The organism is Nocardioides maradonensis, from assembly GCF_054777115.1.
Genome location: NZ_BAAHAZ010000004.1, coordinates 118,107 through 144,427 on the forward strand (window position 1 = coordinate 118,107; position 26,321 = coordinate 144,427).

29 protein-coding genes are annotated in these 26,321 nt (G+C 72.3%); 20 read left to right on the top strand and 9 right to left on the bottom strand.

Translation table 11 applies throughout. The annotated features are described in order from the left end of the window. Positions 1-105: 105 nt before the first annotated feature. Positions 106-1,302 (top strand): glycosyltransferase family 61 protein, encoded by a 1,197-nt coding sequence (locus tag ACYVAQ_RS05775; RefSeq protein WP_460787533.1) that lies wholly within the window; start codon positions 106-108, stop codon positions 1,300-1,302. On the opposite strand, the gene ACYVAQ_RS05780 is transcribed toward ACYVAQ_RS05775, so the two are convergent. Together ACYVAQ_RS05780 and ACYVAQ_RS05785 are read right to left on the bottom strand one after the other, a co-directional pair. Beyond that, positions 1,303-1,476: a hypothetical protein gene (locus ACYVAQ_RS05780; protein WP_460787534.1), complete on the bottom strand. Its 174-nt coding sequence runs from the start codon at positions 1,474-1,476 to the stop codon at positions 1,303-1,305. Then, entirely contained in the window at positions 1,476-2,867 is a 1,392-nt protein-coding gene (locus ACYVAQ_RS05785; RefSeq protein WP_460787535.1) for a tyrosine-protein kinase domain-containing protein, read from the bottom strand. Before ACYVAQ_RS05785 ends, ACYVAQ_RS05780 begins: the two co-directional genes overlap by 1 nt. A gap of 95 nt (positions 2,868-2,962) precedes the next feature. On the opposite strand from ACYVAQ_RS05785, the gene ACYVAQ_RS05790 reads away from it, so the two are divergent. The 8 genes from ACYVAQ_RS05790 (at position 2,963) to ACYVAQ_RS05825 (ending at position 8,896) form a co-directional block, all read left to right on the top strand. After that, the gene (locus tag ACYVAQ_RS05790; RefSeq protein ID WP_460787536.1) at positions 2,963-4,780 is read left to right on the top strand and encodes a DUF4012 domain-containing protein; all 1,818 of its coding nucleotides are present in this window, start codon (positions 2,963-2,965) and stop codon (positions 4,778-4,780) included. 78 nt (positions 4,781-4,858) lie between these two features. Then, positions 4,859-4,936: a putative leader peptide gene (locus ACYVAQ_RS05795; protein ID WP_460787723.1), complete on the top strand. Its 78-nt coding sequence runs from the start codon at positions 4,859-4,861 to the stop codon at positions 4,934-4,936. A gap of 157 nt (positions 4,937-5,093) precedes the next feature. After that, positions 5,094-5,942, top strand: a complete 849-nt coding sequence (locus ACYVAQ_RS05800) for a sulfurtransferase (protein WP_460787537.1) — start codon at positions 5,094-5,096, stop codon at positions 5,940-5,942. Beyond that, the gene (locus tag ACYVAQ_RS05805) at positions 5,942-6,238 is read left to right on the top strand and encodes a DUF1416 domain-containing protein (RefSeq protein ID WP_460787538.1); all 297 of its coding nucleotides are present in this window, start codon (positions 5,942-5,944) and stop codon (positions 6,236-6,238) included. Before ACYVAQ_RS05800 ends, ACYVAQ_RS05805 begins: the two co-directional genes overlap by 1 nt. 33 nt (positions 6,239-6,271) lie before the next feature. Then, a complete protein-coding gene (locus tag ACYVAQ_RS05810) occupies positions 6,272-6,742 on the top strand; it encodes a TlpA family protein disulfide reductase (RefSeq protein WP_460787539.1) in 471 nt (156 codons plus the stop codon). Further along, positions 6,739-7,179, top strand: coding sequence for a DUF4395 domain-containing protein (locus ACYVAQ_RS05815; RefSeq protein ID WP_460787540.1), 441 nt, complete (start codon positions 6,739-6,741; stop codon positions 7,177-7,179). Before ACYVAQ_RS05810 ends, ACYVAQ_RS05815 begins: the two co-directional genes overlap by 4 nt. An 87-nt stretch (positions 7,180-7,266) precedes the next feature. After that, complete coding sequence (locus ACYVAQ_RS05820) at positions 7,267-8,187, top strand: class E sortase (RefSeq protein ID WP_460787541.1); 921 nt, start codon at positions 7,267-7,269, stop codon at positions 8,185-8,187. A 148-nt stretch (positions 8,188-8,335) separates the two neighbouring features. Further along, entirely contained in the window at positions 8,336-8,896 is a 561-nt protein-coding gene (locus ACYVAQ_RS05825) for a hypothetical protein (protein WP_460787542.1), read from the top strand. A gap of 10 nt (positions 8,897-8,906) precedes the next feature. On the opposite strand, the gene ACYVAQ_RS05830 is transcribed toward ACYVAQ_RS05825, so the two are convergent. Beyond that, the gene (locus tag ACYVAQ_RS05830) at positions 8,907-9,269 is read right to left on the bottom strand and encodes a DsrE family protein (protein ID WP_460787543.1); all 363 of its coding nucleotides are present in this window, start codon (positions 9,267-9,269) and stop codon (positions 8,907-8,909) included. A 22-nt stretch (positions 9,270-9,291) separates the two neighbouring features. Here ACYVAQ_RS05830 and ACYVAQ_RS05835 point away from each other — a divergent pair, with 22 nt between their 5' ends. The 3 genes from ACYVAQ_RS05835 to ACYVAQ_RS05845 are packed head-to-tail and all read left to right on the top strand — an operon-like array spanning position 9,292 to position 10,831. Further along, positions 9,292-9,708 (top strand): lasso peptide biosynthesis B2 protein, encoded by a 417-nt coding sequence (locus ACYVAQ_RS05835; protein WP_460787544.1) that lies wholly within the window; start codon positions 9,292-9,294, stop codon positions 9,706-9,708. A gap of 9 nt (positions 9,709-9,717) precedes the next feature. Further along, positions 9,718-9,975, top strand: a complete 258-nt coding sequence (locus ACYVAQ_RS05840; protein WP_460787545.1) for a PqqD family peptide modification chaperone — start codon at positions 9,718-9,720, stop codon at positions 9,973-9,975. Between the two features lie 4 nt (positions 9,976-9,979). Beyond that, entirely contained in the window at positions 9,980-10,831 is an 852-nt protein-coding gene (locus tag ACYVAQ_RS05845; protein ID WP_460787546.1) for a hypothetical protein, read from the top strand. On the opposite strand, the gene ACYVAQ_RS05850 is transcribed toward ACYVAQ_RS05845, so the two are convergent. From ACYVAQ_RS05850 to ACYVAQ_RS05860, 3 genes are all read right to left on the bottom strand, one after another. Continuing rightward, the gene (locus tag ACYVAQ_RS05850) at positions 10,812-12,458 is read right to left on the bottom strand and encodes an asparagine synthase-related protein (RefSeq protein WP_460787547.1); all 1,647 of its coding nucleotides are present in this window, start codon (positions 12,456-12,458) and stop codon (positions 10,812-10,814) included. The two genes, ACYVAQ_RS05845 and ACYVAQ_RS05850, sit on opposite strands and share 20 nt — an antisense overlap. A gap of 277 nt (positions 12,459-12,735) precedes the next feature. Further along, positions 12,736-14,382, bottom strand: a complete 1,647-nt coding sequence (locus ACYVAQ_RS05855) for an ATP-binding cassette domain-containing protein (protein ID WP_460787548.1) — start codon at positions 14,380-14,382, stop codon at positions 12,736-12,738. Then, entirely contained in the window at positions 14,379-15,488 is a 1,110-nt protein-coding gene (locus ACYVAQ_RS05860) for a nucleotidyltransferase family protein (RefSeq protein WP_460787549.1), read from the bottom strand. The genes ACYVAQ_RS05855 and ACYVAQ_RS05860 overlap by 4 nt, the downstream gene beginning before the upstream one ends. Before the next feature lie 88 nt (positions 15,489-15,576). On the opposite strand from ACYVAQ_RS05860, the gene ACYVAQ_RS05865 reads away from it, so the two are divergent. From ACYVAQ_RS05865 to ACYVAQ_RS05890, 6 genes are all read left to right on the top strand, one after another. Continuing rightward, a complete protein-coding gene (locus ACYVAQ_RS05865; protein WP_460787550.1) occupies positions 15,577-16,554 on the top strand; it encodes a glycoside hydrolase family 16 protein in 978 nt (325 codons plus the stop codon). 39 nt (positions 16,555-16,593) lie between these two features. Beyond that, the gene (locus ACYVAQ_RS05870) at positions 16,594-17,088 is read left to right on the top strand and encodes a heme-binding beta-barrel domain-containing protein (RefSeq protein ID WP_460787551.1); all 495 of its coding nucleotides are present in this window, start codon (positions 16,594-16,596) and stop codon (positions 17,086-17,088) included. After that, positions 17,081-17,506, top strand: coding sequence for a Fur family transcriptional regulator (locus ACYVAQ_RS05875; RefSeq protein WP_460787552.1), 426 nt, complete (start codon positions 17,081-17,083; stop codon positions 17,504-17,506). Before ACYVAQ_RS05870 ends, ACYVAQ_RS05875 begins: the two co-directional genes overlap by 8 nt. Continuing rightward, positions 17,503-18,486, top strand: a complete 984-nt coding sequence (ygfZ, locus tag ACYVAQ_RS05880; protein ID WP_460787553.1) for a CAF17-like 4Fe-4S cluster assembly/insertion protein YgfZ — start codon at positions 17,503-17,505, stop codon at positions 18,484-18,486. The genes ACYVAQ_RS05875 and ygfZ overlap by 4 nt, the downstream gene beginning before the upstream one ends. A gap of 130 nt (positions 18,487-18,616) precedes the next feature. Then, on the top strand, positions 18,617-19,033 hold the full coding sequence (locus ACYVAQ_RS05885) for a hypothetical protein (RefSeq protein ID WP_460787554.1): 417 nt from the start codon (positions 18,617-18,619) through the stop codon (positions 19,031-19,033). Positions 19,034-19,317: 284 nt separating this feature from the next. Next, a complete protein-coding gene (locus tag ACYVAQ_RS05890) occupies positions 19,318-20,778 on the top strand; it encodes a DUF4012 domain-containing protein (RefSeq protein ID WP_460787555.1) in 1,461 nt (486 codons plus the stop codon). 11 nt (positions 20,779-20,789) lie between these two features. Here ACYVAQ_RS05890 and ACYVAQ_RS05895 read toward each other — a convergent pair whose 3' ends face one another. The 3 genes from ACYVAQ_RS05895 to ACYVAQ_RS05905 form a co-directional block, all read right to left on the bottom strand. Beyond that, complete coding sequence (locus ACYVAQ_RS05895) at positions 20,790-22,097, bottom strand: HNH endonuclease signature motif containing protein (protein ID WP_460787556.1); 1,308 nt, start codon at positions 22,095-22,097, stop codon at positions 20,790-20,792. Positions 22,098-22,538: 441 nt separating this feature from the next. Continuing rightward, complete coding sequence (locus tag ACYVAQ_RS05900) at positions 22,539-22,865, bottom strand: PqqD family protein (RefSeq protein WP_460787557.1); 327 nt, start codon at positions 22,863-22,865, stop codon at positions 22,539-22,541. Positions 22,866-22,869: 4 nt separating this feature from the next. After that, positions 22,870-24,336: a tyrosine-protein kinase domain-containing protein gene (locus tag ACYVAQ_RS05905; protein WP_460787558.1), complete on the bottom strand. Its 1,467-nt coding sequence runs from the start codon at positions 24,334-24,336 to the stop codon at positions 22,870-22,872. 127 nt (positions 24,337-24,463) lie between these two features. Between ACYVAQ_RS05905 and ACYVAQ_RS05910 the strand changes: the two genes are divergently transcribed. Beyond that, a complete protein-coding gene (locus tag ACYVAQ_RS05910; RefSeq protein WP_460787559.1) occupies positions 24,464-25,579 on the top strand; it encodes a hypothetical protein in 1,116 nt (371 codons plus the stop codon). Between the two features lie 167 nt (positions 25,580-25,746). After that, complete coding sequence (locus ACYVAQ_RS05915) at positions 25,747-26,292, top strand: hypothetical protein (protein ID WP_460787560.1); 546 nt, start codon at positions 25,747-25,749, stop codon at positions 26,290-26,292. Positions 26,293-26,321: the final 29 nt, after the last annotated feature.

Consider the following 26,321-nt stretch of genomic DNA (forward strand, 5'->3'; position numbering starts at 1 on the left):
GGCCGGTGTTCGGTGTGACCGGTGTCTGCGACGTGTCCGTACGTCGATCTGGTGGAATGTGCCTGCCCGCCCGGCCCGTCGCACCCCCAGCGTCCTAGGAGGACCGTGCCGCTCCCTCCCGCCCTTCGTCGTTGGTGGCCGCTCTTCAAGCGGCTGCACCGCGCCCTCACGCGCGTGAGCGGCACCGTCTACCGGTTGCTCGCGCTGGTCCTCCCGGCCGGTGTGCCGCGGCGCGCCACGGAGCGGTCGGCCGCGACCGCGCAGCAGGAGCCGTCCGCGGTGGTCCTGCACCCCGCGGCCGCCGCGGTGGAGCTCGCCCGGGCACCGGTCGGCGGGACACCCGCGTACCACTGGGTCTTCGCCCAGGAGCGGTCGGCTGCGATCCCGGACACCTTCGTGCTCGAGGTGGCCGACGGCCGCCTGGTCGGTGACTTCGGTGCCACCGTCACGCCCCGCGGCACCCTGGACCACGAGACCAGCCGCTACTTCGGCGTCAGCGACTGGCGCGAGCACCCGGTGTTCCTCCGCCCGACGCTCGGCCAGGTGCAGCACGTCCCCGGGACCGTCCTCAGCCTCACGACCCGTGGCACGGCCGGGAACTACTACCACTTCCTCTACGACGCGATCGCGCGGTACGGCGTCCTCGAGGCAGCCCTGCCGGGGGAGCGGGTCGACGCCGTCGTCGTACCGCACGCCACGGGCTACCAGCGCCAGCTGCTCGAGCTGGCCAGGATCCCCGGCCCGTACCTGCAGCCGCGCCGCGGGCTCACCTACCGGGCCGACCGGCTGCTCGTGCCCAGCAACCCGAACTGGGCGCTGCAGGCACCGCCCTCGATGGTGTCTTGGCTGCGGGCCCGGCTGCGACCGGTCGACCCGCCCGCCGGCCGGGCGCGGCTCTACCTCACCCGCGGCCAGGCGCCGCAGACCCGCCGCTACGTCCAGGAGGACGAGCTGATGGCGGCGCTCGGGCCGCGCGGCTTCACCCGGCTCGACCCCGGCTCGTTGACGGTGCAGCAGCAGATCGACGTGTTCAGCACGGCCGAGATCATCGTGGCCCCGCACGGCGCGGGGCTCACCAACGTGACGTTCAGCCCGGCCGACGTGCAGGTCCTGGAGCTGTTCCCGTCGACGTACGTCCACCGCGGCCTGTGGGCGATCTGCCAGGCGCTGGGCGCGGAGTACCGCTACCTCGTGGCGGACGGCCCCGGCGGCCCGGAGGGCCCGAACGCGGGGATCGCCGACGACGTCTCGATCCGGGCCGAGCGCGTGGTCGCCGCGGTGGAGGAGATGCTCGCCCGGTAGTCAGTCGCCGATCGTCCGGCCCACGCCCGGAGCCGCGGTGGAGGAGTCGCCCATGGCGACGTACTGCTGCCCCTCGAGCGCCGCTCCGTGCCCCTTGCCGACGTGCTCGGCGCCGTTCCCGCAGGCCGTGAGCGTCACGGCCAGCAGCAGGATGCCGGTGAGGCGGTGGAGCACTACTTCTTGGAGCGGCCGGCCGAGCGCTTGCCGCCGGCGGGGCCCGTCTCCTCGTAGTAGTAGTAGTAATATGAGCCGACCGCGCGCTTGGCCACCATGTTCACGACGACGCCGTACATCCGGCCACCCACCTGGGCGACGCGGTTGACGGCCTCGGTCACCTGGTCGCGCGTGGTCTTGGCGTGGCGGATCACGAGGATCACGCCGTCGGCGAGCGTGGCCAGGACCGACGCGTCGGCGACCGGGAGCAGCGGGGGAGCGTCGATGATGACGGTGTCGTACGACGCGCGCAGCCGACGGATCAGGTCGTGGGTGACCCGCGACTGCAGGATCTCCGTGGGGTTCGGCGGCTTGGCACCGCTCGCGAGCACGTGCAGCCCGCTGGGGCCGTGCACCTGGATCGCGTCGGCGATCTCGGTCTTGCCGACCAGGGCGGTGGTGAGACCCACCGCGGGGTCGAGGCCGAGCGTGCTGGCCACCCGGGGGCGACGCAGGTCGGCGTCGATGATGAGCGTGCGCCGGCCCGTCTGGGCGAGGGCGACGGCGAGGTTGGTCGAGGTCATCGTCTTGCCCTCGCCGGGGACGGCGGAGGTGATGACCAGGCAGCGCGGCTGGTTGTCCAGGTCGATGAACTGCAGGTTGGTGCGCAGCAGGCGGAACGCCTCGGTGCGGGCCGCGAAGCCGCCGAGGTCGGTGAGCAGCGGCGCGCGCCGGATGTCGCCGTCGAAGCCGATGCTGGCGAGCACCGGCGACTCGGTGATGTCGGCGACGTGATCGGCGGTGCGGATGGTGCGGTCCAGCAGCTCGCGCGCCACGGCCAGGGCCACACCGAGCAGCAGGCCGACCAGCCCGGCGACCACGAGGTTCAGGGCGATCTTCGGGCTGACCGGCGAGGGGTCGTACGTCGCCTTGTTCGTCACGCGGGCGGTGATCTGCGAGCCGCCGCTGGAGCCGGTGGGCGTCTCGAGCTCGGCGATGTACTTGGTGAACAGGTCGGTGGTGGTGTCGGCGATCTTCTGCGCGTCACGGGCGTTCGTGTCCGTGATCGTGAGCGTGATCAGCGAGGTGGACTCCACGACCTTCGCGCTGATGTCGCCCGCCAGCTCCTCGGGCGTCATGTCCAGGTTGAGCTGGTTGATGACGCGCTGGGCGAGCTCGGTGCTCTGGGCGAGGTCCGCATAGGCGCTCGCCCGGTTCTGGGCGAACAGCGAGGCGGCGTACGCGTCGGTGATGTTGCTGACGTCGACCTGGAGGAAGACCTCCGACGTCGACTGGTACTTCGGCGTGATCAGGGCGGACACGCCACCGGCGGCGAGGAGCGCCACGACCAGGACGACGACGACGCTGACCCACCGACGGCGCATGACACCGAGAAACTGCTTGAAGTCCACGAAACTCGCCCTAGGTCGATGGAGTCGGTACGGCGGCCAGCGACCGCCTTGGGCATCTTAGGGGGTCGGTCGTCACGCCTGGATAGGCTGCCTCCGTGTCGCCCGAGGTCCGTCGCCGCCGCAGTCGACGCTCCCGGGCCGTTCGGCGGCTCAAGGCGTGGGTGCGGGATCGCCCCCGTCAGGCCGCCGCCCTGGGTGCCCTCGGCGTCGTGCTCCTCGTCGTCGTCTGGGGCGCGTGGCGCGCGTGGACGATCGCCCACGACCTCGACCAGGCGGCCCGGAACGCCGAGATCCTTGAGGCCGCGCTGGAGCGTGGCGACGTACCGGGCGCGCGGCTGGCGCTGCACCACTTCCAGTCCGCGGCGTACGACGCCGAGTCGAAGTCGTCGGGACCCACCTGGGGCCTGGCCGAGCACCTGCCCTTCTTCGGGGATGACGCATCGGGTGTCGCCACGATGTCCTCGGTGCTGGCCGACATCGGTCGGCACGGCGTGCCGCCGGTGGTCGGTGCCGCCGACCAGGTCACCGGCGACGCGTTCCAGCCGAAGGGGCACCGGTTCCCGCTGGACCGCCTCGTCGCGATGCAGCGGCCCGCCAAGGAGAGCGAGCAGGCCTTCGCCGCCGCCGACGAGCGGCTCGGCACGGTGGACAGCAGCGGCTTCGTCGGATCCCTGCGCGTGCGCTTCGACTCGCTGCGGTCGATCGTGTCGGCCGCGCACTCGATGCTCGGATCGACGTACCGGGCGGCCCGGATGATGCCGGACCTGCTCGGTGCCGACGGTCCCCGCAACTACGTGCTGGTGATGGAGAACAACGCCGAGCTCCGCTCGCTCGGCGGCCTGGCCGGCTCGCTGTCCCTCGTCCATGCCGACCACGGCGTGGTCCACATCGTGAGCCAGGACGACATGGCGAACCTGGCGCGCAACCCCCGCATCCGGCTGAGCCCCGAGGAGAAGCAGCTCTTCGGGGACCTGCTCCGCATCACCGGTGTCAACGCGACGATGACCCCGGACGTGCCGCGCGCCGCCGACCTGGTGCGCACGCGCTGGGTCGCCGACCACGGCGGTCGGGTGGACGGGGTGTTCTTCGTCGACCCGGTGGCCGTGTCCTACCTGCTGCAGGGCCTCGGCACGGTGCCCGTCGCCGGCTACCCGTCGGTGACGTGGACGAACGTGGTGCAGCAGGTCGAGAACCAGATCTACCTCGAGACCTCCGACCGGCACCGGCAGAGCGACTACCAGAACGCCGTCGCGCGGGCGGTCTTCAACACCTTCGCCGACGGTCGTGGCGACCCGCTCACGGCGATCCGCGGGCTCGTCCGTGCCGTGGCCGAGGGCCGGGTGCGGATGCACTCCTTCGTGCCGAGGGACCAGGCACAGATCGACGGTACGGCGATGGCGGGCGAGTTCCCGACGCGACCGACCGTCCAGCCCCAGGCCGGCGTCTACCTCAACGACTCGACCGAGTCGAAGATGTCCTACTACCTGCAGTACCAGGCGAACCTCGTCGCCCGCTCGTGCGGCGCCGGCATCCAGGACGCCGTCGGCACGCTCTCCCTCACCAACGCCGCGCCGCCCGACATCGCGCGCTACCCGGCCAGCGTCACCGGCCTGCCGGACCCGGTGCGCCAGATCGGCAAGGGCCAGCAGTTCGTCGTCGTCTACCTGACCTCGCCGATCGACGGTGCGATCGCCAGCCTGACGATCGACGGACGCGAGGTCAGCGACCCGGCCCTGGTCCCCTTCGACCGCCGGCAGGTCGCCGGCGTGGGCATCCACCTCGCGCCCGGATCCACCCACACGCTGTCCTGGGTGATGCGCTCCGGCGTCCGGCAGAGCGGCGGCTGGCAGTTGTCCGTGACGCCCGGATCCGCGCCGGGCACCCAGTCCGCGACCGAGCCCTCCGCCTGCTGATCTCAGAATATGGTCTGTCGTCTCACGATGCGGAACCATGGCTGGGGCCGACGTCCATCTCGCCCTAGGGTTGCCGTCATGCCCGCCACCTTGCTGACCAAGCGCCGCGCAGTGGACAACTGCCGCGTCAGCTCGGCGCTGTGTCGAATGCACTGAGCGGGGTCTCTCTGCGGCTCGTCCGCACCGACTGACCGGGGCGCTCCTTCTGATCCACCTCGCGTGGATTGTTGCGCCCGGCGACCTCCCCGCGTTGTTCACGACGGTCAGTCACGACGGTATTGCACTAAGTCAACCAACTAAGGATACTTTCACCATGAGCCGCGAGAACTCGCTCGTCTCCGCCCAGTGGGTGGCCGACAACCTCGACAACGACAAGGTCGTGCTGATCGAGGTCGACGAGGACACCACCGCCTACAACAAGGGCCACATCAAGGGCGCCATCAAGCTCGACTGGACCACCGACCTGCAGGACCAGGTCCGCCGGGACTTCGTGAACAAGGAGCAGTTCGAGGCGCTGCTGTCCGAGCGTGGCGTCGCCAACGACGACACCGTCGTCCTCTACGGCGGCAACAACAACTGGTTCGCCGCCTACGCGTACTGGTACTTCAAGCTCTACGGCCACCAGGACGTCAAGCTGCTCGACGGCGGTCGCAAGAAGTGGGAGCTCGACAGCCGTGAGCTGACCGACGAGCTGCCCGACCGCGCGAAGACCAGCTACACCGCGCAGGAGCAGGACCACACCATCCGCGCCTTCCGCGACGAGGTCGTCGAGGCCATCGGCGTGAAGAACCTGGTCGACGTCCGCAGCCCCGACGAGTTCGCCGGTCGCCTGCTGGCCCCGGCCCACCTGCCGCAGGAGCAGTCGCAGCGCGCGGGTCACATCCCGACCGCGGTGAACGTCCCGTGGAGCAAGGCGGCCAACGACGACGGCACCTTCCGGTCCGACGACGAGCTGCGCGAGATCTACGGCGAGGCCGGCTTCGACACCTCCAAGGACACGATCGCCTACTGCCGGATCGGTGAGCGCTCCTCGCACACCTGGTTCGTGCTCAAGGAGATCCTCGGCCACGAGAACGTCAAGAACTACGACGGCTCCTGGACCGAGTACGGCAGCCTGGTCGGCGTCCCGGTGGCGCTCGGCGACGAGCCGGGGACCCTCTGATGTGCGGCGCGAAGGCGGGCGGCGTCTCGCTCGGTGACGTGGTCGCGGCGAAGGAGGCCGTGATCCAGGGCCAGGTCCTCAAGGGCGAGGAGCCGGTGGGCAACGCCTACGTGCGCCTGCTCGACAGCACCGGCGAGTTCACCGCCGAGGTCCCGACCTCGGCGACCGGCCACTTCCGGTTCTTCGCCGGCAACGGCCAGTGGACCCTGCGCACCCTCGCTCCGGGCGCCGAGACGGTGGACCGCACCGTCCAGGCCCAGGTCGGCGAGGTCGCCGAGGTCACCATCAACATCTGATCCACCCGGATCGACCCAGCACCAGGAGCAGCCATGACCGGTATCGCGATCCTCGCGGTGGCGGTCTTGGCTGCCCTGGTGGTCGGCTTCTACCGCAAGCACGCCGACGGCCGCTTCGCCCACCGCGAGTTCGGGCTCGTGGTCGACCGAAACCCTGGATTGGGTCGACCACAAGCCCGAACTCGCGAAGGGTGGGGGGCGATCTCGGCGGCCCTCCCGGAGGCGGAGCTGGGGGAGCGGGCGACCTTCGTCCAGTTCTCGTCGGCGTTCTGCGCGCCGTGCCGCACGACCCGCACCCTGCTCATCGACATCGCCGCGCACGAGCGCGGGGTGGCCCACCTGGAGGTCGACGCCGAGCAGCACCTGGACCTGGTCCGCGCTCTCGACGTACGCCGCACCCCGACCACCCTCGTGCTCGACGGCGACGGTGTCGAGCTGGCCCGTGCCGCGGGCGCGCCTCGGCGCGACCAGGTGCTGGCCGTCCTCCCCGCGGTGGCGCGATGAGCGCGCCGGCCGGCATCGACCCGCGCGGGCCCCGGTTCACGGCGACCGTGACGCTCGTCCTGCTCGCCGCCGCGCTCGTGCTGCCGAACCACACCGCGTCGGCGGTCCTCGTCGGCATCCAGGCCGTCTTCTTCGCGATCGGCGTGCTGTTCGGGGTGCAGCGCACCCCCACCGGCACCGTCTTCCGCACCCTGATCCGTCCGCGGCTCACGCCGCCCACTGAGCTCGAGGACCCCGCCCCGCCCCGGTTCGCCCAGGGGGTGGGCCTGGTGTTCGCCGTGGTGGGGGTCCTCGGCTACGCGACCGGCGCGACCCTGCTCGGCCAGGTCGCCGTGGGCTTCGCCGTCGTGGCGGCCCTGCTCAACGCCGCCTTCGGCTTCTGCCTCGGCTGCGAGATGTACCTGCTCGGCCTCCGGCTGACCCGTCGCCCTGCGTGACGCCGGACACCTCCTACTCTGGACGGATGCCGTGACCGCGCCGCGCGAACGGCGTTGATCCGCCGAGAGCCTGTGCAGGAGAGACGAATGAGCGACGACACCGAGGCGATCGAGGCGGAGGCCCCGACCGACGGCGTGACCCGGACCCGGGTCCGCCGCTCGCGACCCTCGGGCTCGTCGCGATCGGGCAGCCACGGCGGCCACGGTGACTCCAGCCGCCGACGCAGCAGCGGCAGCAGGCCGCTGTTCCTCCTCGGCGTCGGGCTGATCCTCGCCGGGCTCGCCATCCTGACCTGGGTGGCCTGGGAGTTCTGGGGCACGAACTGGGTCTCGCACCAGCGTCAGGAGCAGGTCACCTCGCAGCTGGACAAGGGCTGGCAGACGGGTGAGGACACGGTCCGCACCAAGTTCGGCGACGCGATCGGGATCCTGCACGTGCCGCGGTTCGGGTCGACGTACGGCGTCCCGATCCTCGAGGGCGACTCCGAGAGCGTCCTGGCGGCCGGCATCGGGCACGTCCCGAACACCGCGGAGCCCGGGCAGGTCGGCAACGTCGTCCTCGCCGGGCACCGGGTGACGCACGGCGAGCCGTTCGCCAAGTTCCCGTCGCTGCGCAAGGGCGACGAGGTGTACGTCGAGACGCGCACCACCACCTACATCTACAAGCTCGACAACAGCGGCACCGATCTCATCGTGCCGTTCACCGACACCTGGGTCACGGCGCCATCGCCGGTGAACCCGTCCGTCGGCGGCGTGCAGCCGGTGCCGGGGAGCAACCACCTGATCACCCTGTTCTCGTGCTCGGAGATCTTCCACACCGACAACCGCAGCGTCGTGTTCGGCCACCTCGTCGCCGCGAAGCCGCGCACGAGCAAGGACGCGCCCGTCGCCGTACCCAGCCAGCCGGCGCCCGTGGACGGCGGCACCTCGCCCTGGTGGTACGTCGCCGGGGGCCTCGTCCTCGCCGCCATCGCGTGGTTCTTCTACCGCCGGAGGGCCTTGCAATGACCTCCTCCGCCGCGTCCGTTGTGGTCCCCGCCACGTCCCGATCGGGCCAAAAGTCCCGCGTCCGGGTGACCGCCCGGCGGGGGCAGCCCTACACTGAGCCGATGCCACGCCCACGGGGGTCGGGTGCGCCTATGTCTGGAGGAAGTTCGTGATCAGGAAAATCGCCGCACTGATGGTGGTCGCTCTCGCGACCCTCATGGTGCCGTTCACGTCTCCGGCCCACGCCTACGGCAACAAGCTGCCGACCGCGGTCCACATCAAGGTGGTCGTGGCGAAGAAGGGTGAGCCGCTCAAGGTGAAGTTCACAGTCACCGCCTCGGACGGGTCCACCCCGGCCGGCGACCTGGCGTACACCATCACCCGCGCCTCCGGTGCGACCCGCTCGGCTCGCGTCGTGCTGCGTGCCGCCAACGGCAGTGTCCCGATCAACGGCTCGACCACCGTGTCCGGCCAGGTCGCGCAGGCCGGCAGCTACGTGATCACCGGTCGGTTCAGCCCGAGCAACACCGCGCAGTACCTGCCGTCCAGCAACGCCACCCGCGCCGCGGTCAGCGGCCAGAAGGGCGAGCACCACGACAACGGTGGTGGTGGCGGTCTGCCGAACACGGGTGGTCCCGACCTCGGCTGGCTGATCGCCGGCCTGGTGCTCGCGGGCGCCGGCGTCGGCACGGTCGCCTACGCCCGTCGCCGTACCCCCACGGCTGCCTGAGCCGACCGACTCAGTAGACCAGCGCCTGGACCCCGTCCAGGAGCGCCTCCTCGACGAAGCCGGCGGCGCCCGCGATGCGGGCGCCGCCGGCGATGTCGTTCTCGGAGATGTTGCGGCGCGCGGCGCACTGGCCGCACACCGTGACACGGCCGAGCTCGAGGATGGCCGCCATCAGCTCGGGGACGGGCGTGGCGAGCGGCAGGTCGAGCGTGGTCGCCCCGTCACGGAGCGCGAACCCGGTCGCGTCGCCCGCGAGCCACAGCGACACCGGTACGCCGGAGGCGGCGGCCGTCGCAGCGACGGTGAGCCCCTGGTTCGCCCGCTCGGCGGCCTCGGTGGCGCAGGTGATCTTGACCAGGAGGGAGCGAGCCATGGCGGCACCCTACGCTGGGCCCGTGGGCGGCAGACGGGGCGTGTGGGCACACCGCGCCCGGGTCGTCGAGGCGCTCCTTCTGCTCGGCTTCGCGCACGTCGTCCGGCTGCGCGTGCCGATGCGCCGCTGGGCCCGGCTGCTCGGCCCGAACGGCTCGACCACCGTCGCGATCCAGACCGGCCCGTTGGCCGGCCGCGAGGCCGAGGTCGCGGGCGCGATCGGCGCGGCGGTCCGGCGTACCGGTGCCAACTGCCTGGAGCAGGCGGTGGCCGCGAGCCTGATGCTGCGCCGGCGCCGGCTTCCCGGCCTGGTCGTGATCGGCCTGGACGTCGCCGACCCCTCACAGGTGCCGCACGCCTGGTTCGTGGGCGCGTCGGGGCTGGTCGTCGTCGGTGGGGAGCAGGGCGGGCACCGGCCGGTGAACCAGTTCGGCCACTAGGATCGGCGCATGCAGATCAGCCGGACCGCCGGCGTCGTGGAGGCGCAGTTCGACGACGTACGCGTGCTGCTCAACGACGACCTGGAGTACCTCGGCCTCGACGAGGTGGGCCAGCGGATCTGGGCGCTGCTCGAGCAGCCGCAGTCGCTGGACGCCCTGGTCGGCACCCTCACCGAGGAGTACGACGTGTCGGCGGCCGACTGCACCCGCGACGTGCGGGCCTTCGTCGAGGCGCTCGAGCGGCACCACCTGGTCGCGCTCAGCTGACTCGATGACCATCCAGCTGGGGACGCCGGAGCTCACCCGCGTCGTGCTCGACGTCCCTGTCGAGGAGGGACCGGTCCCGGAGCCCTGGGACGCCGCGGTCGTGGTCGAGCCGTGGTGGTGCGCGGACGCGGACCGGATCCGGTTCGCCGCCCACGGCGCGGTCGTGTACGTCGAGCCCGGGCGCGTGCTGCTCTCCGCCCCGGACCCGGCCACCCGCGCGAGCGCCGACTGGCTGCTCTACGCCACGGCGACCCGCGCCCTGCTCACCTTCCGCGGGGACTTCAACCTGCACGCCAGCCTCGTGGTCAGCCCGACCGGTGCCGCCGTCGCGCTGGTCGGGGACTCGGGCGCCGGCAAGTCCACGACGACGCTCCAGCTGCTGCAGCGCGGCTGGAGCCTGGCCGGCGACGACATCGTCGCGGTGCGGCCGGGCCCCGATGGGGCGATCGCCCATCCGGTCGACCGGCCGATCCACCTCAGCGACGCGGCGGCCCGCGCGATCGGTGCGGATCCCGCGGTGGGCCGGCTGCTCCCGTCGACCGGCAAGCGCGCCTACCGCCTCGACGCCGACCTCGGCCCGCGCCCGTTGGCGGCCGTCGTGGTCCTGAGCCGGCAGGCTCAGGACGGGCAGGTCGCGCTGCGCCGGGTCGACGGCCTCGCCGCCGTGCCGACGATCGCCCTCTCGGCGGACCGCTACCGGATCTGCCGGCTGCCCGAGCACCGCGCCGCGTTCCTGGACTGGACGGTGTCGGTGTGCCGCCAGGTCTCGATCTGGGACCTGCGGCGGCCGCCGGTGGGCGACACCGTGGCGGCCGTGGTGGACGCGGTCGAGAAGCTCAGCTCGGAGGTCGGCTGAGGACCTCGTCCTCGTACCAGCAGATGAACTGGCCGAAGGAGAACGCCCGGCCGAAGACGCCCTGCCAGTGGAGGACCGCCTCGGGGTCGGCGAACTCCGGCCCCAGCGACGCCTCGAGCCGGGCGGTGTCGATCACCGCGGACGCGGTCGGCGAGGCCTGGATGCGCTCGAGCAGCTCCCGGTACGGCGCGGTGCGGCCGCCGACGATCCGGCCGGTGTCGGCGCCCTGCGCCCCCAGGGTGCGACGCAGCCGCACCACGTCGGGCAGGAGCCCGGCGGTGGCGGTGCGGGCCAGGCCGCGGTCGAGGCCGCCCACGAGCCACGCCTCCTCGGGCAGCCGCAGCGCCAGGCTGATCACCGCCGGGTCGGAGAGCGGGTCGCTCCACCAGACCGCGTCGGACAGGTTCTGGACGAACCCCACACGGGCGTTGTCCAGCAGCGCGGACTCGACGAAGTCGCGGCGGCCCGGGCGGTAGGTGCGCGACATCGCGGCGAGCTCGGCGCGGGCGCCGTCGCTGATCAGCTCGGGCCGGAACGGCAGGTCCCGTACGCCGGGCAGCGATCCGTCCACGTCGATGCCGCGCAGCCGTCGGTAGCGGCGGAGCAGCGGGTCGGGAGCCACCTCGCGCAGCAGCTCGCGCGTCGCCGGCCGCCAGCCCAGGCCCCCCGCGTGGCGTGCCCGTACGTCGGCGACCACGGCCCGCCAGCGACCGGCGTACGCGAGGTCGCGCACGATCCCGGCACGGCCGCGCGAGAACGTGAAGTTCCCGGACGCGCCGGTCAGCAGGATCGGGCTGCCGATCGCCTCGGCGCGGTGCACGGCGTCGTTGCACCAGCCCTGGTTGCTCGGGTTGAACGCCGGCTGCCAGGTCGCGCGGATGGCTGCCTCGGAGGCGACCAGCGGGGTCGTCGTACCGTCGTTGACGAGCGGGGTGACGCGGATGCCGCCGACGTGGGCCGCCGTCGCCGCGGCGTACGGGCCGTCGTCGGCCTCCCAGCCCGGCGACGGGTCGCTGGTGCCGCGGATCGGGACGTGGGTGTAGGCCTCGATCGTGCGTCCGGACCCGCGCACCAGGCGGGCGGCGGTGGCGACCACGGTCGAGGAGTCCAGGCCGCCGGAGAGCGTGGCGGCGATCGGGCCGGACTCGGGCAGCGAGGCCGCCACCGCCTCCTCGATCGCCCGGAGCACGAGGCGCGGGGCCTCAGCCACGCTGATTCCCCGGTCCGGCTCGGTCTCCGGCCGGAACCACTGCTCGACGGTGGTGGGGCGCCCGGGGGTGATCCGGAGCAGGTGGCCGAGCGGCAGCCGGCGGATGCCCTCGAAGACGGTGCTGACCGGGTCGTCGTGCAGGGCGAGGAGGTCGGCGAGCTTGGTCCGGTCCAGCGCCGGCGGTGCCGGCAGTGCCGCGATCACGTCGCGGGGGTGGGTGCCGACGATCGTGCCCTGGGGGGAGTCCGCGTGGAGCAGCGAGAGCTCCCAGCGGTTGGTGACCGCGACGAGGGCGGAGCCGTCAGGGCGCAGCAGCGCGGCCGCGAATCCCTGCCGGACGGGCGGCAGGCCGCGGCATCCGTCGGTGAGCCAGGAGCGGAGGAGGTCGGTGGGGATCCTCGCCGGGCCACTGACCACGGCGAGATCGGGAGCGGGCCGGTCCCAGTGACCGGCCAGCCGCAACGTCAGGAGGCGTTCTGCTTGCCGGTCGCGCCGTCGCTGGTGGTGCCGGTCAGCAGCTGAGCGTCCTTGGCCGCGGCGAGCGGCGTCACCGTCGGCTTCACCCAGGTCTTCTTCGTCATTCTCGGCCTCCCCACAGGCGCGCTGCGAGCGCTTGGTTCACATGGTCTCGGCCGTCGTCGCGTCGGCGTGCGACGGGCCATCACACGATGTTAACGGGCCACTCGCGGAGGCGTCACGGCAGCAGGTCGATCCTTTGCTGTGCGCTCTCGATCACACCCGGCCGGTGGGTCGCCATCACGATCGTGCAACCCCGTGCACGCAACCGCTCCAGCACAGCGTTCTCGGTCGCGATGTCGAGGGCGCCGGTGGCCTCGTCGAGGACCAGCACCTGCGGCGCGCGCACCAGGGCGCGCGCGATGCACAGCCGCTGCTGCTCGCCGCCGGAGAGCTGGGTGAAGTCCTGCAGCTCGGTGTCGAGGCCCTGGGGGAGCGCGCGTACGGCGCCCGCGACGCCGGCGTCCTCGAGCGCATCCCACAGCTGGTCGTCGGTCGTCGGCGCGTGGGTGGACCAGGTCAGGTTCTGCCGGACCGTGGCCGGGACCAGCACGGTCTGCTGCGGCACGTAGCCGATCCGGGCGCGCCAGGCGGTCACGTCGGTGACCGGCTCGCCGTCGACGAGGAAGGCTCCGGCGGACGGAGCGAGCAGGCACAGCAGCACGTCGAGCAGCGTCGACTTCCCGGCGCCGCTCGGGCCGCTGACCACGACGAACGAGCCGGGCGGGATCGTGAGGGAGAGGTCGCGGACGACCGGGTCGGCGGCGTACCCGGCGGACAGCGAGCGGAGCTCGATGGTGGGCGGTGGGCCGGCCCGCGGAGGAGTGGGTACGCCGGATGCCGGGTCGACGTGCGCGGCGGCCTCGCGGCTGATCCGCTGGACGCCGTCGAGCGCGGGCGCCAGCTGGGCGAACGCCTGCACGCTCTGCAGCAGCGACCGCGCGGTCGACAGCAGGCGTGAGGTGACGACGGCCAGCGCCAGCAGCGGGGCGACCCCGAGGCCGAGCCCGTGGCCGACGAGCACGAGCGCCACCGCGGCGACCACACCGGCGACGCCCAGCGCCGCCTGGAGACCGGCCCCGATCTCGACGTACCTCTTCTCGATGAGGCGGCCGGCGTCGGACGCCTCGCGCAGCATCCGGGCCCACTCGTCGGCCGCGTCGTGCGCGCGGATCAGCCGCAGCGACGACAGGGAGTCGGTGACGGTCGCGCCGAAGATCGCGTTGCGCCGGTTCCACTCCAGGCCCAGGTGGAGGGTACGACGGACGCTGCGCCGGGTCACCGCCGTCACGGCGAGGAGCGTGGCGACGGCGACTCCGCCGAGGATCGGGGAGATGGCCAGCCCGACGAGCGCGGTCGCCCCCGCCATCAGGCTCTGCACGCCGAGGCGCAGCAGGAGGCCGAGCGCGGCGTCGGTCCGCTCGATCTCGGTCGTCGTCGCCTGCACGATGTCGCTGCGGCGCTGTTGGACCAGGTGCTGCCAGTCGGCGCGCAGGACGTTGCGCAGGGCCTCCAGGCGCAGGTGGTTGGTGGTGGCGAGCTTGATCGCGCTCGCGGCGACGGTGGAGTACCACTGGGTCAGCGCCCGGACGGCGACCGCGACGAGCAGCGCGCCCGTCGAGACGGGGGCGGTCAGCTCCCAGCCGAGCCCGGGGACGTGCGACGTACCGGCACCGGCGAGCACCCGCACGAGCGGGATCAGCAGCGCGAGCACGACCGCCTCGGACACCGCACCCACCAGGTCCGCCAGCTGCAGGCGCACCAGCCGCCACCGGCCGCAGGCCTCGACAGTGACGTGCAGGTAGGCGCGGATCGCGGCGATCACGCGCGCTCCCGCAGGTTGTGCCAGGCGTGCGTGACCCGGCGGGTCAGGGCCGATCGCAGGGCCGGGAGCGCGTCGGCCTCCTCGATGTCGGCGGTGAGCACCGGCGGCAGCGCCAGCGCGGACGCGGTGGCGAGCACGTTGCGCGGGCCCCGGCCCGAGGCGAGCAGGTAGCGCGTGAAGCGCTGGGCCTTGTCGCCCGGGAAGCGGATCGGGTCGTCGGTGTGCACCTGCGTGTAGAGCGCGGTGGGGATGGCCCGGGCGGTGGTGCCGAACCTCGGCGCGGAGGAGGGCAGGCCCACGGTCGCGTCGACGACGGAGAGCGTCGCGCGCTCCATCCGGTCGAGACGGGCCGGCCAGCTCGCGGGGTCGCGCGCCAACCGCGAGATGTCGACCAGGCTCCGCAGGCTCGACCAGCGGTCCTTCGCGGCATGGCGCAGCGCGTGCCGGAACGCGTCGGGCCGGGCGAGGGTGGCCAGCCGGACCGGCCCGACGTCGACCCGGGCGTGCCGGCCCCACAGCTCGTCGAAGTCGGGCAGGCCACCGATCGTCGGGTCGAGGCGCCAGTGCAGGTCGAGGGTCCCGAGCGGGCCCACCAGCCCCAGCTCGTACGTCGCCCGCGACTGGTGCTGCCAGGCCCAGCTCGCCTGGTTGACGGTGTAGCCGTCGCGTGCCGACCAGCCGTGGCCGAGCAGCAGGTCGACGGCGCGCCCGAGGTCCGCGGGCCGCACCATCACGTCGATGTCGCCCGCGCCACGGGCCGTCGGGTCACCCGCGCTCTGGACGGCGAGCGCGGGACCCTTCAGGAACAGGTGGTCGAGGCCGGCGAGCTGCGCGTCGACCGCGGCCGTCGCGCGGACCAGAGCCATCGCCGCCAGCCGGTCGCGGTCGCGCATCGCCCGCAACGCGGTCGTGACCTCCGCGGGCAGGTGCAGCGCGTCGGCGGCCCCGGCGAGGACCGGTCCGAGGCGGTGCTCGGTGACCGCGTCCAGGAATTCCTCGGGCGACACGCCCTCCCGCCACCGCCACGCATCGACACCGCTGGCCTCGCGCGCCAGCGCAGCGCGGACCGCGCGACGGGCCGTGGACACGGCGACGGGGGTCGGCACGGCGCACAGTCTGCCCGCAATCGGTCAGACCCGCGCGGGACCGGCCGATTCGGAACCAGACGAGCCGCGGACCGGGAGGAAGGGACCTATGCTGAGGGCCGTTATGCGAGTGGGCGCTGTGCTGTTGTCGTTGCTGGTCGCCTTCACGGCCCTCACCGCCAGTGGCGACGCCGCTCCGATCGCGGCCGCACCGCCCTGCGGTGGCGAGCACCCGAAGGGCCCGGTCGGCGGCACGTACGTGTGCTCCTTCGAGGACGACTTCGACGGGACGACCTACGACCCCTCGAAGTGGATCGGGCAGGACTCCACGATCAGCGGGATGACCACGCTCAACCAGGACTGCTTCGTCAGCTCGCCGGACACGATCTCGGTCTCGGACGGGCAGGCGCACCTGGTCGCACGGCGTACGGCGGCCCCCTTCACCTGCCACAGCCCGTACGGCGACTTCACCTCGCAGAGCGAGGTCGGCACCCTGACGACGTACAACCGGTGGGCGCAGACCTACGGCTGGTTCGAGTTCCGCGCCCGGTTCCCCGCGACCCGGGCCACCGGCGTCCACTCGGCCCTGTGGCTCACCCCCAACCAGCTGACGTACGGCGCCTGGCCGCGGTCCGGGGAGATCGACGTGGCGGAGTGGTTCAGCAACCACCCCACGATCGCGTACCCGTCGGTCCACTACGACGGCGAGACCTTCGGCTACAGCTCGGGCGCCACCTGCACCACCGCGACGCCCGAGGACTTCCACCGCTACGCGGTCGCGTGGACGACGACGCGGATGTACTTCTACCTCGACGGCACGATGTGCTGGCAGTACTCCTGGATCCCGACCTCCAAGCTCGTCGGGTCGGAGCCGTTCGACCAGCCGTTCAACATCGTGCTGTCGCAGGCGTTCGACGGCGCTCCCAACGCGACGACGCCGGAGACCCCCGACGTCAACACGATGGACGTCGACTGGGTCCGCGCCTGGTCGTGGACGCCGCCGGCCGGGGGAGTGTCGAGCCAGCCCAAGCCGGCCGTCGGCACCGCCATCGTCCGCCACCACCCGCACCGGCGGGCGAGGTCCTGAGCACCGAGGCCGCGCAACCGGAGCCACTAGACTGCGGGCGTGGTCTTCGAGCTTCCGGACAACCTGCACCCCGACTGCGCGCCGATCGCCTGGATGCTGGGCACCTGGCGCGGCAACGGGCACGGTGACTACCCGACGATCGACGCGTTCGAGTACGGCGAGGAGCTCATCTTCACCCACGACGGGCGCCCGTTCTTCCACTACTTCGCCCGCGCCTGGCTGACCGACGAGAACGGCGAGAAGATCCGCGACTCCCACCTGGAGACCGGGTTCCTGCGGGCCCGTCCCGAGGGCAACCTCGAGCTGGTGCTGACCCACAACACCGGCATCACCGAGATCTGGTACGGCAAGGCCGAGAACGGCAAGGTCGAGCTGCACACCGCGGGCGTCGGCTACACCGAGAGCGCCAAGCCGGTCGAGGCCGGTCACCGGATGTACGGCAACGTCGAGGGCGACCTGCTCTACGCCTACGACATGCAGGCGATGGGACAGGAGCTGCAGCCCCACCTCTGGGCGAGGCTCAAGCGTGCCTAGTTCCGGCGACTGGCGGGCGACCCTTCGCGAGAAGGGCTACCGCCTCACGCCGCAGCGCGAGCTGATCCTCGCCGCTGTCGACGAGCTCGGCCACGCGACCCCCGACGAGGTGCTCGCGCACGTGCAGTCCACGGCGTCGGCGGTCAACGCCTCGACGGTCTACCGGACGCTGGAGGTCCTCGAGGAGCTCGGCCTGGTCCGGCATGCGCACCTGAGTGACCGGGCTCCGACGTACCACTCGACGCGGGGGCACACCCACTTCCACCTGGTCTGCCGGGGCTGCCACAAGGTCATCTCGGTCGACGCCGAGGATGCGGCGCCGTTCGTGGAAACACTTCGCAGCCGCCATGCGTTCACACCTGACATGGGACACCTCACCGTCTTCGGCCTGTGCGACGACTGCGGAGCCGCGTCATGAGCTCGCCGCTGCTCTCGCTGCCCGGCGCGGTGGCCGGTGACGGCATCGACGCCGGCGTCGCGGCCCACTACGGCAGCCTGTACGGCGAGCAGCGCGCGCTCGCCGCGGGCGAGGGGTTCGTCGACCTGTCCCACCGCGACGTCCTCACGGTCTCCGGTCCCGACCGCCTCACCTGGCTGCACTCGCTGACCACCCAGGTGTTCGAGGGGCTGGAGCCAGGGGTGGGGGTGAACGCGCTGGTGCTCAGCCCGCAGGGGCACATCGAGCACGCCTTCACCGGGGTCGACGACGGTGAGGCGTTCGTGGCGCACACCGAGCCCGGCAGGGGCGCGGCGCTCATCGAGTTCCTGGACCGGATGCGGTTCATGATGCGCGTCGAGGTCGCCGACGTGACGGCCGAGAAGGCGGTCTGCTGGCGACCTTCCGGTGGTCGAGCAGCCGCCGAGGAACGAGGCGGCGTATCGAGACCCGGTCGCTACGACCTGGTGCCGCGCGACCAGCTCCCGGCGTACGCCGAGGCGGCGGGGCCGGCCGCCGGGCTGTGGGCCTTCGAGGCGCTGCGGATCGAGCGGGGCGAGCCGCGCTTCGGCATCGACACCGACGAGCGCACGATCCCGAACGAGATCGGCCTGCTGCCCGGCCAGCCCTGGTCCGCGGTGCACCTGGACAAGGGGTGCTACCGCGGCCAGGAGACCGTCGCCCGGGTCAACAACCTCGGCCGGCCGCCGCGGCGGTTGACGCTGCTGCACCTGGACGGCTCGGAGAACCGGCTGCCCACGGTCGGCGCCGACATCAGCGCCGACGGACCGAGGCCGATCGGTCGGGTCGGGTCGAGCGCCCGCCACCACGAGCTGGGGCCGATCGCGCTCGGCCTGCTCAAGCGGAACACGCCTGTCGACGTCCAGCTCGAGGTGGACGGGCTCCCGGCCGCCCAGGAGGTTCTCGTCGACCCCGAGGTCGGGCTGCACTTCCGGCGCTGAGATCCACGTCACGCGAACCGGACGGCTTTTTGCCGGATTCCCCAGCGCGGCTCCGACGCGCCGTGAAACCCTGGCACCCGCTGGGAGCAGAAGGGGCTGCTGGCTCGGACACGTGCTGTGAGGGGATCTGATGAAGAAGCTGGCGCTGGCTGTTGTCGCCGCGGTCGTGGCGATGACGGGGCTCGGGACCGTCCAGTCCGCTCAGGCGGCGCCCTACCCGGGTGCGGTCCCGACCAAGGTCGTCATCCTGTCCGCCCGGACCGACATCCCGAAGGGTTCGCGCCCTGACATGTGGGTGCGGGTCGAGCCCGTCTCCGGCAACGCCACCGTCAAGGCCGGCAACCTGCGGATGACGTGCACCCGCCCGCTGGCCAAGGGTGGTGTGCGCACGCTCAACGGTCCGCAGCGCGGCTACCGCGGCGGCCGGGTCCTGGTCTCCGGTCCGGTCCTGAGCTTCCGCGCCACCTGGACCTGCACGGTCCGCTACACCGGCGGCTCGAGCGTGTTCACCGCGTCGAGCGCGACGCGCAAGGTCGTCGTTCGCTGACCCGTCGACGTGCCCTCCGCCTCGCCGGCGGAGGTATCGGGGCACTGGTCGTCCTCTTCGGGGTCTGGGCGGGATGGCAGGCGTGGCAGGTCGAGCGTGAGCTGAACGCCGCGGTCCACCAGGCCAAGGCCGTCCGCAGCGACGTCGAGGCCCGGGACACGGCGGCGCTGGAGCGCGACCTCGCGGCACTGCGGGGCACCGCGAGCCAGGCCTCGTCGCGTACGTCCGGGACCACCTGGTCGATCCTCACCGCGCTGCCCTTCTTCGGCGACGACGCCGACGGGGTGCGGGTCACCAGCCGGGTCCTGGACGACCTCGCCGGCCAGGGCATCGAGCCGCTGGTCGCGGTCTCGCACCGGGTGGACGGCCTGCTGCCGAAGAACGGTGCGATCGACCTCGAGGCCTTCCGGGCGCTGCGGCGTCCCGTCGCACAGGCCCAGGCCTCCTTCGCACGGGCGGACCAGGAGTTGTCCGCCCAGGACAGCAGCGGGTACGTCGGTCCGCTCGCCGCCAGGTTCACCGAGTTCCGCGACGACGTGCACAGCGCGGCGACCGCGCTCGCCTCGGCGGACCGGGCGACCACGCTGCTGCCGACCCTGCTCGGTGACCGGCGGCCGCGTACGTACCTGCTCGCGCTGGAGAACAACGCGGAGGTGCGCGGGACGGGCGGTCTGCCCGGTGTCGTCGTCTACCTCCGTGCGCGCGACGGCCACCTCAGCATCGTCCGCGAGGCTTCCGGCGCCTCGTTCGGCCAGACCGCGAAGCCGGCGCTGCCGCTGACCAAGCCGGAGAGGACGCTCTACTCGAGCCTGCTCGGCACCGACTTCCGGGACATGACGATGACCCCGGACGTCCCGCGTGCGGCGGCGCTGATGCGGGCGCGCTCCGAGCAGCGCTTCCCCGCCACCAGGCTCGACGGCGTCGTGATGGTCGACACCGTCACGATGGCCTACCTGCTGGACGCGACAGGCCCGATCGATGTGGCGGGCGTCCACCTGACCGGAGCCGACGTGGTCGACGAGCTCCTGCACCGGACCTACCTGCGGCTGCCCGACCCGGCCCAGCAGGACCTCTTCTTCGCGGGCGTGGCGGCGACGGCCTTCCAGCGGTTCACCGACGGCGCCGGGTCGCCGAAGGCGCTGATGTCGGCGCTGTCCCGCGCCACCTCCGAGCGCCGCCTGGCGGTGCACCTGTTCGACGACGCCCAGCAGCAGGACCTGTCCGGCACGGCGATCGCCGGCGAGCTCGACCCGCCGACCGACGACGACCGGCCCCGCGTCGCCGTCACCCTGAACGACACCACCGGCGCCAAGATGTCGTACTACCTGCGCTCCGCCGTCCAGGTCAGCCCGACCTCGTGCACCGGCGGCACCCAGCAGCTCACCGGCCAGGCCACCCTGAGCTCGACCGCCCCGAAGGACGCGGCCCGGCTGCCGGCGTACATCACCGGTGGTGGGGTGTACGGCATCCAGCCCGGCTCCCAGCTGGTCGCCCTGCGCATCTTCGCCCCGACAGGCGGCAGCCTGTCCGGCTTCACGATCGACGGCCGCAAGTCGCACCTGGAGACCGTCGACCAGGACGGCCGCCAGGTCGGCATGACCTTCCTCCAGCTCGACCCCGGCCAGCAGGTCCACGTGGGATGGACGATGAGTGCGGGCGCGGGCCAGCGCGGCGGCGCCGTCGTCACGACCACGCCGTCGATCGAGGAGCAGCCGAGCGTCACGACGCTCGCCTCCGCCTGCTGACCCGAGCCGGCCTACGTCCGCCGGTGGAACCGCCAGTCGCCGGACGGCAGCCTGGCCATCCGGTACCTGCTGTCGTGCGCGCGCCGGTGGTGGTGGCCGCAGAACAACACGCCGTCGTCGACGGTGGTCGGCCCGCCCTCGGACCAGGGCTTGAGGTGGTGGGCCTCCGTCCACGCGACCGGCACCGAGCACCCTTCGGCGCGGCATCCTTTGTCGCGCAGCCGCATCGCCCTGCGCTGTGCGGGGGAGTGGAGGCGCCGGGCGCGGCCCAGGTCGAGCACCTCGCCCTTCCCGCCGAGCACAGCCGGCAGCACGCGGGCGTTGCACGCCAGCCGCCGCGCCTCGGATGCGGAGATCAGGGTGCCGTCGTCGAGGGTGGCGGAGCCCAGGGCGCTGGTCAGCGTCTCGAACGGGATAGTCACCACGACGGCCGTGGCGTCCCCGCCGTGGTCGGGGAGACCGGCGGGATCGAGCTGCTCAAGGAGCATCAGGAACGCCTCACCGCGGGCTCGGCGCACCCCCAGGTAGCTGCTCGAGCCCCCGTAGCTGGTCGAGCCCCCGTAGCTGGTCGAGCCTGTCGAGCCCCCGTAGTTGGTCGAGCCCTTGTAGTTGGTCGAGCCTGTCGAGACCCGCGGATTGGTGTGCGCGTCCAGGTACGTCGTCAGCCGGGAGGCGATCGCGTCCGGGATCAGGGCGGTGATCCGAGCGACGCCGTTGCCGAGCCGGCGGACCTTGACCGAGCACCCGTCGACGGCGGCCTGCTCCTCGCGCTCCAGCAGCCGACCCAGCTCTTCCTCTGCCTGGCAAGGAGCCGCGACCTCGAGGATCTTCCTGCCCATGATCTCGAGCTGGTGCGGATCCAGGGTGCTCGCCATCGCGACCAGGTCGCGCTCGCACCGGACCCGCGTGGGTCCGTCGACCTCGTCGGACAGGACGTCGATCGCCCGGATGATCACCTGCGCCTGCCGCTCGTTCACCCGGCCCTCGCGCATCGCGTCGGCGGTCAGCGGGTGCTGCTCCAGCGCCTGGGCCAGCCGGAGCTCCGCGCGGGCGGTGTAGTGGTTGATGTTCGTGGCGTGCGCCAGCCAGGCGCCCGCATCGCGTGCGCCGTGCTCGGCAGCCACGTCCGTCGCGCTCGCGAGGATCCGCAGCTCGAGCTCGAGCGCCTCCGCCTTGACCCGGGCGAGGGTGCGGAGAGCGTCCTCCTTCTCAGCCACCCCGAGCAGGTGGACAGGTACGCCGGCCACGGCGTGCAGCCTGTACTCCAACTCGTGCGCGCAGGCCACGACCGGGTGCGAAGACACCGAGATCGTGGTCATGACGAGCCCTCCGAGACAGGTCGATCAACTGCCTCCAGTGTACACCTGTTCGAACAGAATCACCACCGAAATTTCGGACATTTCCCCAGGTCAGACCCACAATTGCAGGGACCGCAGGTCGGTGGTGGCGCCTGTGTGGGTGGCTGAGCCCCGGGTAGGTGGTCGAGCCCGGGTAGGTGGTCGAGCCCGGGTAGGTGGTCGAGCCTGTCGAGACCCCGGCGTGACACGCGTGCCCGGGTCGAGCGGCCGCGTAGCGGCGGCGCGGGCGAAGCCCGTGCCGACTCCGCGCCGTTCTGCCCGCCGTCAGGGACCCGACCGCAAGGACGCCGCAGGCGCCGCGCAGCGGGGCGAGCGCAGCGAGCATCCTTGCGGTCGGGGGACGGCGGGCTAAGGTGCGGCCGCCGTCGAGCACCCCGAGAGCCTGTGACTCCCCGAAGGCACCTACCCGTCAGCACCCGGGTCAGAGCCGGAGTCGGACGCGGAGCCCGAGTCCCCCACCTCGACCAACAGTCCCCGCCCCACGAGATCCTCCAGCAGCGCGACGACATCAGCCGAGATCGTCGAGACCGGCAGCTCGTAGGCGTCGGCGAGGTCGTCGCAGATCGCGTCGACCGACGACACCCCGTCGATCGCCCGCCACACCGAGGCCGCCGATCCCTCCAGCACCAGCGGAGGCAGCTCGAGCCGGTCCAGGTCGAGCAGGGTCACCCGGTCGCCGGTCATCGAGACCGCGACGGCGGCCTTGACGGCGAGGACCCGGGAGCCCACGGGCTCAGGCGCGGGACTTCGCGCGTCGGCCGCCCAGGCGACGGGCGGGCTTCCTCGCGGGACCGCCCTGCCCGTCGGAGTCGTCCTTGATGTACCCGTCGTACAGGTAGCCGTAGCCGTAGCCGCCGATGCCACCGCGTCGGTTGACGCGGTTCAGGACCAGGCCGAGGACCTTGCTGTGGACGGCCTCGATGGAGCTGACGGCGTGGTCGATCTCGGTGTCGAGCGTCTTGCCGGAGGAGACCACCAGCAGCGCGCCGTCGACGGCGACGCTCAGCACGGCCGCGTCGGTCACGGGCAACAGCGGCGGGGCGTCGATGACGACGTACCCCTCGCCGCGCAGCTTCTCGATGAGCGTGCGCATCGCCTTCGACCCGAGCAGCTCGCTCGGGATCGGCGCCGGAGGCCCGGCGGAGAGGACCCGGAGGTTGCGGAACCCCTCGGGCCGCTGCAGTGCGTCCTCGAGCGGCACCAGGCCCGCGAGCACCGAGGTGAGTCCAGGGCCGGTCGCGTCGACGCCGAAGGCGGCCGCTGCCGAGGGACGGCGGAGGTCGCCGTCGATCAGCACCACGGGAGCGCCGGTCGAGTCGAGTGCGGCAGCGAGGTTCGCCGCCACGGTGGACTTGCCGTCGCCGGCACGCGCGCTCGAGACGACGATCGAGCGGATCGGGTCGTCGACCCGCATGTAGGTCAGGTTGGTCCGCAGCTTGCGGAACGCCTCGGCGGCCGGGGTGTTCGGGCCTCGGCCGCTGCGCACGGCGATGCCGCCCTCGCCGCCACGCTCGTGGGCGAGGCTGGGCGCCGCCGGGATGCTGGCGACGACGGAGTGGCCGGTCCGCTTCTCGATCTCCTCGGGAGACCGCATTCGCCGGTCGAGCTGCTGGCGCACCACGGCGTAGGCGAGACCGAGCAGCAGGCCCACGACGAGGGCCAGGGCCCCGTTGCGCTTCGGGTTGGGCGACACCGGGCTGCTGGGAAGCGCCGCCGAGTCCACGGGAACGATCCGAGGAGTGCCGTCCGCGGGCTTCTTGTTGGGCGACTCGATCGAGGCGACCTGATCGGCGAGGGCCCGCACCCACGCGTCGGCGAGCTGCTGCGCCTCGAGCGGGGTGCCCGCCTTGGTGGTGATCTTGAGGAGCACGGTGTCGGTCGGCTGCTGGACCGTGACGCGGCCGACGAGCTCCGACGGCGAGTCGCTGAGGTGGAGGTTGTCGATGACCTCCTGCGCGGTGGCGCGGCTGGTCGCGATGTCGACGTACGACGTCGCCCGCGACTTCGCCAGGTCGTCGTAGACCTGGCCCAGTGCCGGGTTGCTGGCCTGACCCGTCCCGACGAAGCCGGTGGCGTTCGCGGCGTACACCTTGGGCTGGGTGACCGTGTAGCCGGCGGCGGCCAGCAGGACGAAGCCGAGAATGATCACCGCGCCCACCCAGTGGGTTCGCAGCGCGCGCAGGTAGTCCTGCAGTTCCATCGAGAAGTCCCGTTCGATCGTGTCGTTGGTTGAGTAGCCCGAGCCGCTAGGCGAGGGCGTATCGAAACCAACGTGGGTTACGAGGCCAACCAAGCTGGACCAATGCAGCAATCATTACAGTGAGCGCGTGGCGGCGGAGGCGAATCCGGAGGATGTGGCCGGCCCCACCGTCCGAGTGGCCTCGCTCGGCAGTGTCGTGGAGGTCCGGTTCCCCTCGGACTCGTCGTCGCCGGAGTCGTTCCGCCGGCTGTGGTCGCGCGCGGTGGTGGGGGGCGGAGACGCCGACACGACGGTGGTGGCGCCCGGTGGCCCGGACGCCGAGGTCCAGCACAGCCTGTCCATGGCGGTCACCCTGGCAGCGATCGAGGCGCGGGTCGGCGATCTCTGGATGCTCCACGCCGCGGGGCTGGCGGACCCGGTCACGGGTGCTGCTGTCGCGCTCGTCGCGCCGTCCGGCACCGGCAAGTCGACGGCCGCCGCCGAGCTGGGTCGACGCTGGGCCTACCTCTCGGACGAGACCGTCGGCGTCGACCGCTCGGGGAACGTCCTCGCGCACCCCAAGCCGCTCTCCCGGGTGGTGCCCGGCACGGGCACGAAACGTCAGGTGGGTCCCGACGAAGCGGGGCTGCTGACCCCCGGCGTACCTCCCCGGCTGACCGCGGTCGTCCTGCTGGACCGCGATGGCACCGCCGAGCCGGTGGTCGAACGGGTCCGTCCGGCCGAGGCGATCGTCCGGCTGGCTGCCCAGACCTCGTTCCTCGCCCGCCTGCCCGAGCCGCTGCACTACCTGACCGACGTCCTCGCGACCACGTCCGGGGTGTGGAGCATCCGGTACGCCGAGGTCGCCACCCTCGAGCCCGTCATCGCCTCGCTGCTCGAGCGGCCTCAGGTGGTCGAGCGGCCTCAGGTGGTCGAGCGGCCTCAGGTGGTCGAGCCGACTCAGGTGGTCGAGCCCTTTCCGGTGGTCGAGCTTGTCGAGACCCCGTGGGTTCGCGCCCTCCCGGTCGTCGACGTGCTCGATCTCGACGACGAGCGTCTCGTGCTGGTCGGTGAGCGGGTGGTGTTGCTCAGCCCTGTGGCCTCCGTGGTGCACCGGATGGTTCCGGCAGGTCAACCGATCGGACTGCGCGAGCTGCTCGACCGCGTCGCCACCGAGGTGCCGCTCCCGCCGGAGCCGGGGCGGGCGCTCATGACGCTCCTGGAGCAGCTGTCAGCGGAATCGCTGGTGGCACTCACCCCTTGAAGTGACCTACGTTACGTACGTCTCTGGGTGTTTTTGCCGTGGATTCCGGCATTCCTGAGATTTGGTCTCTCACGCGCCCCTAGGGTTGGGCTCACGCGTTCCCGGGAGCACCGCCGTTCCTGTCCCAGAGTCCGGGGACGTTCGTCCTTGTGGGAGGGCTCCAACACATGACTGACAACACCGCTACGCCGACCAAGAGCACCCGTCGCGCGGTCATCCGCGCCGGTGCGACCGCCGCCTGGGCGGTCCCGGCCGTGCAGGTCGCCAGCATGGTGCCGGCCTTTGCTGCGAGCGGTGACCCGAGCCTGTCCGAGACCCACTCCACGTTGACCATCACGGCGGCGACCGGCTCGCAGACGTCGTCGACCGTTGCCGGCTCCATCGTGTTCAGCAACAGCGGAGCCCGCACCAGTGGTGCGCTGACCGTCGCGCTGAGCCAGTTCAAGATCAAGAAGAACAAGGGCGCGCAGCTCGTGTCCCCGTCTTCCACGACGTGGACTGCCGCCGGGTGGGTTCTGTCGGGGTCGTCCGCCTCGGGGGTCACGGCGACCTATGCTGCGGGCATCCCGGCTCACTCCTCGGTGACTCTGAGCTTCAGCGCCGCGGTGCCTGCCAACGAGCTCGGCGGCGGGGGATCCGCGCAGATGAGCTTCGCCGGCACGATCTCCGGCCCGGCCAACACCGCCACGGTGAGTGGGCTCCTCTCTTCCTGAGCGGAGTCGGACCGGCACGGCCAGAATGA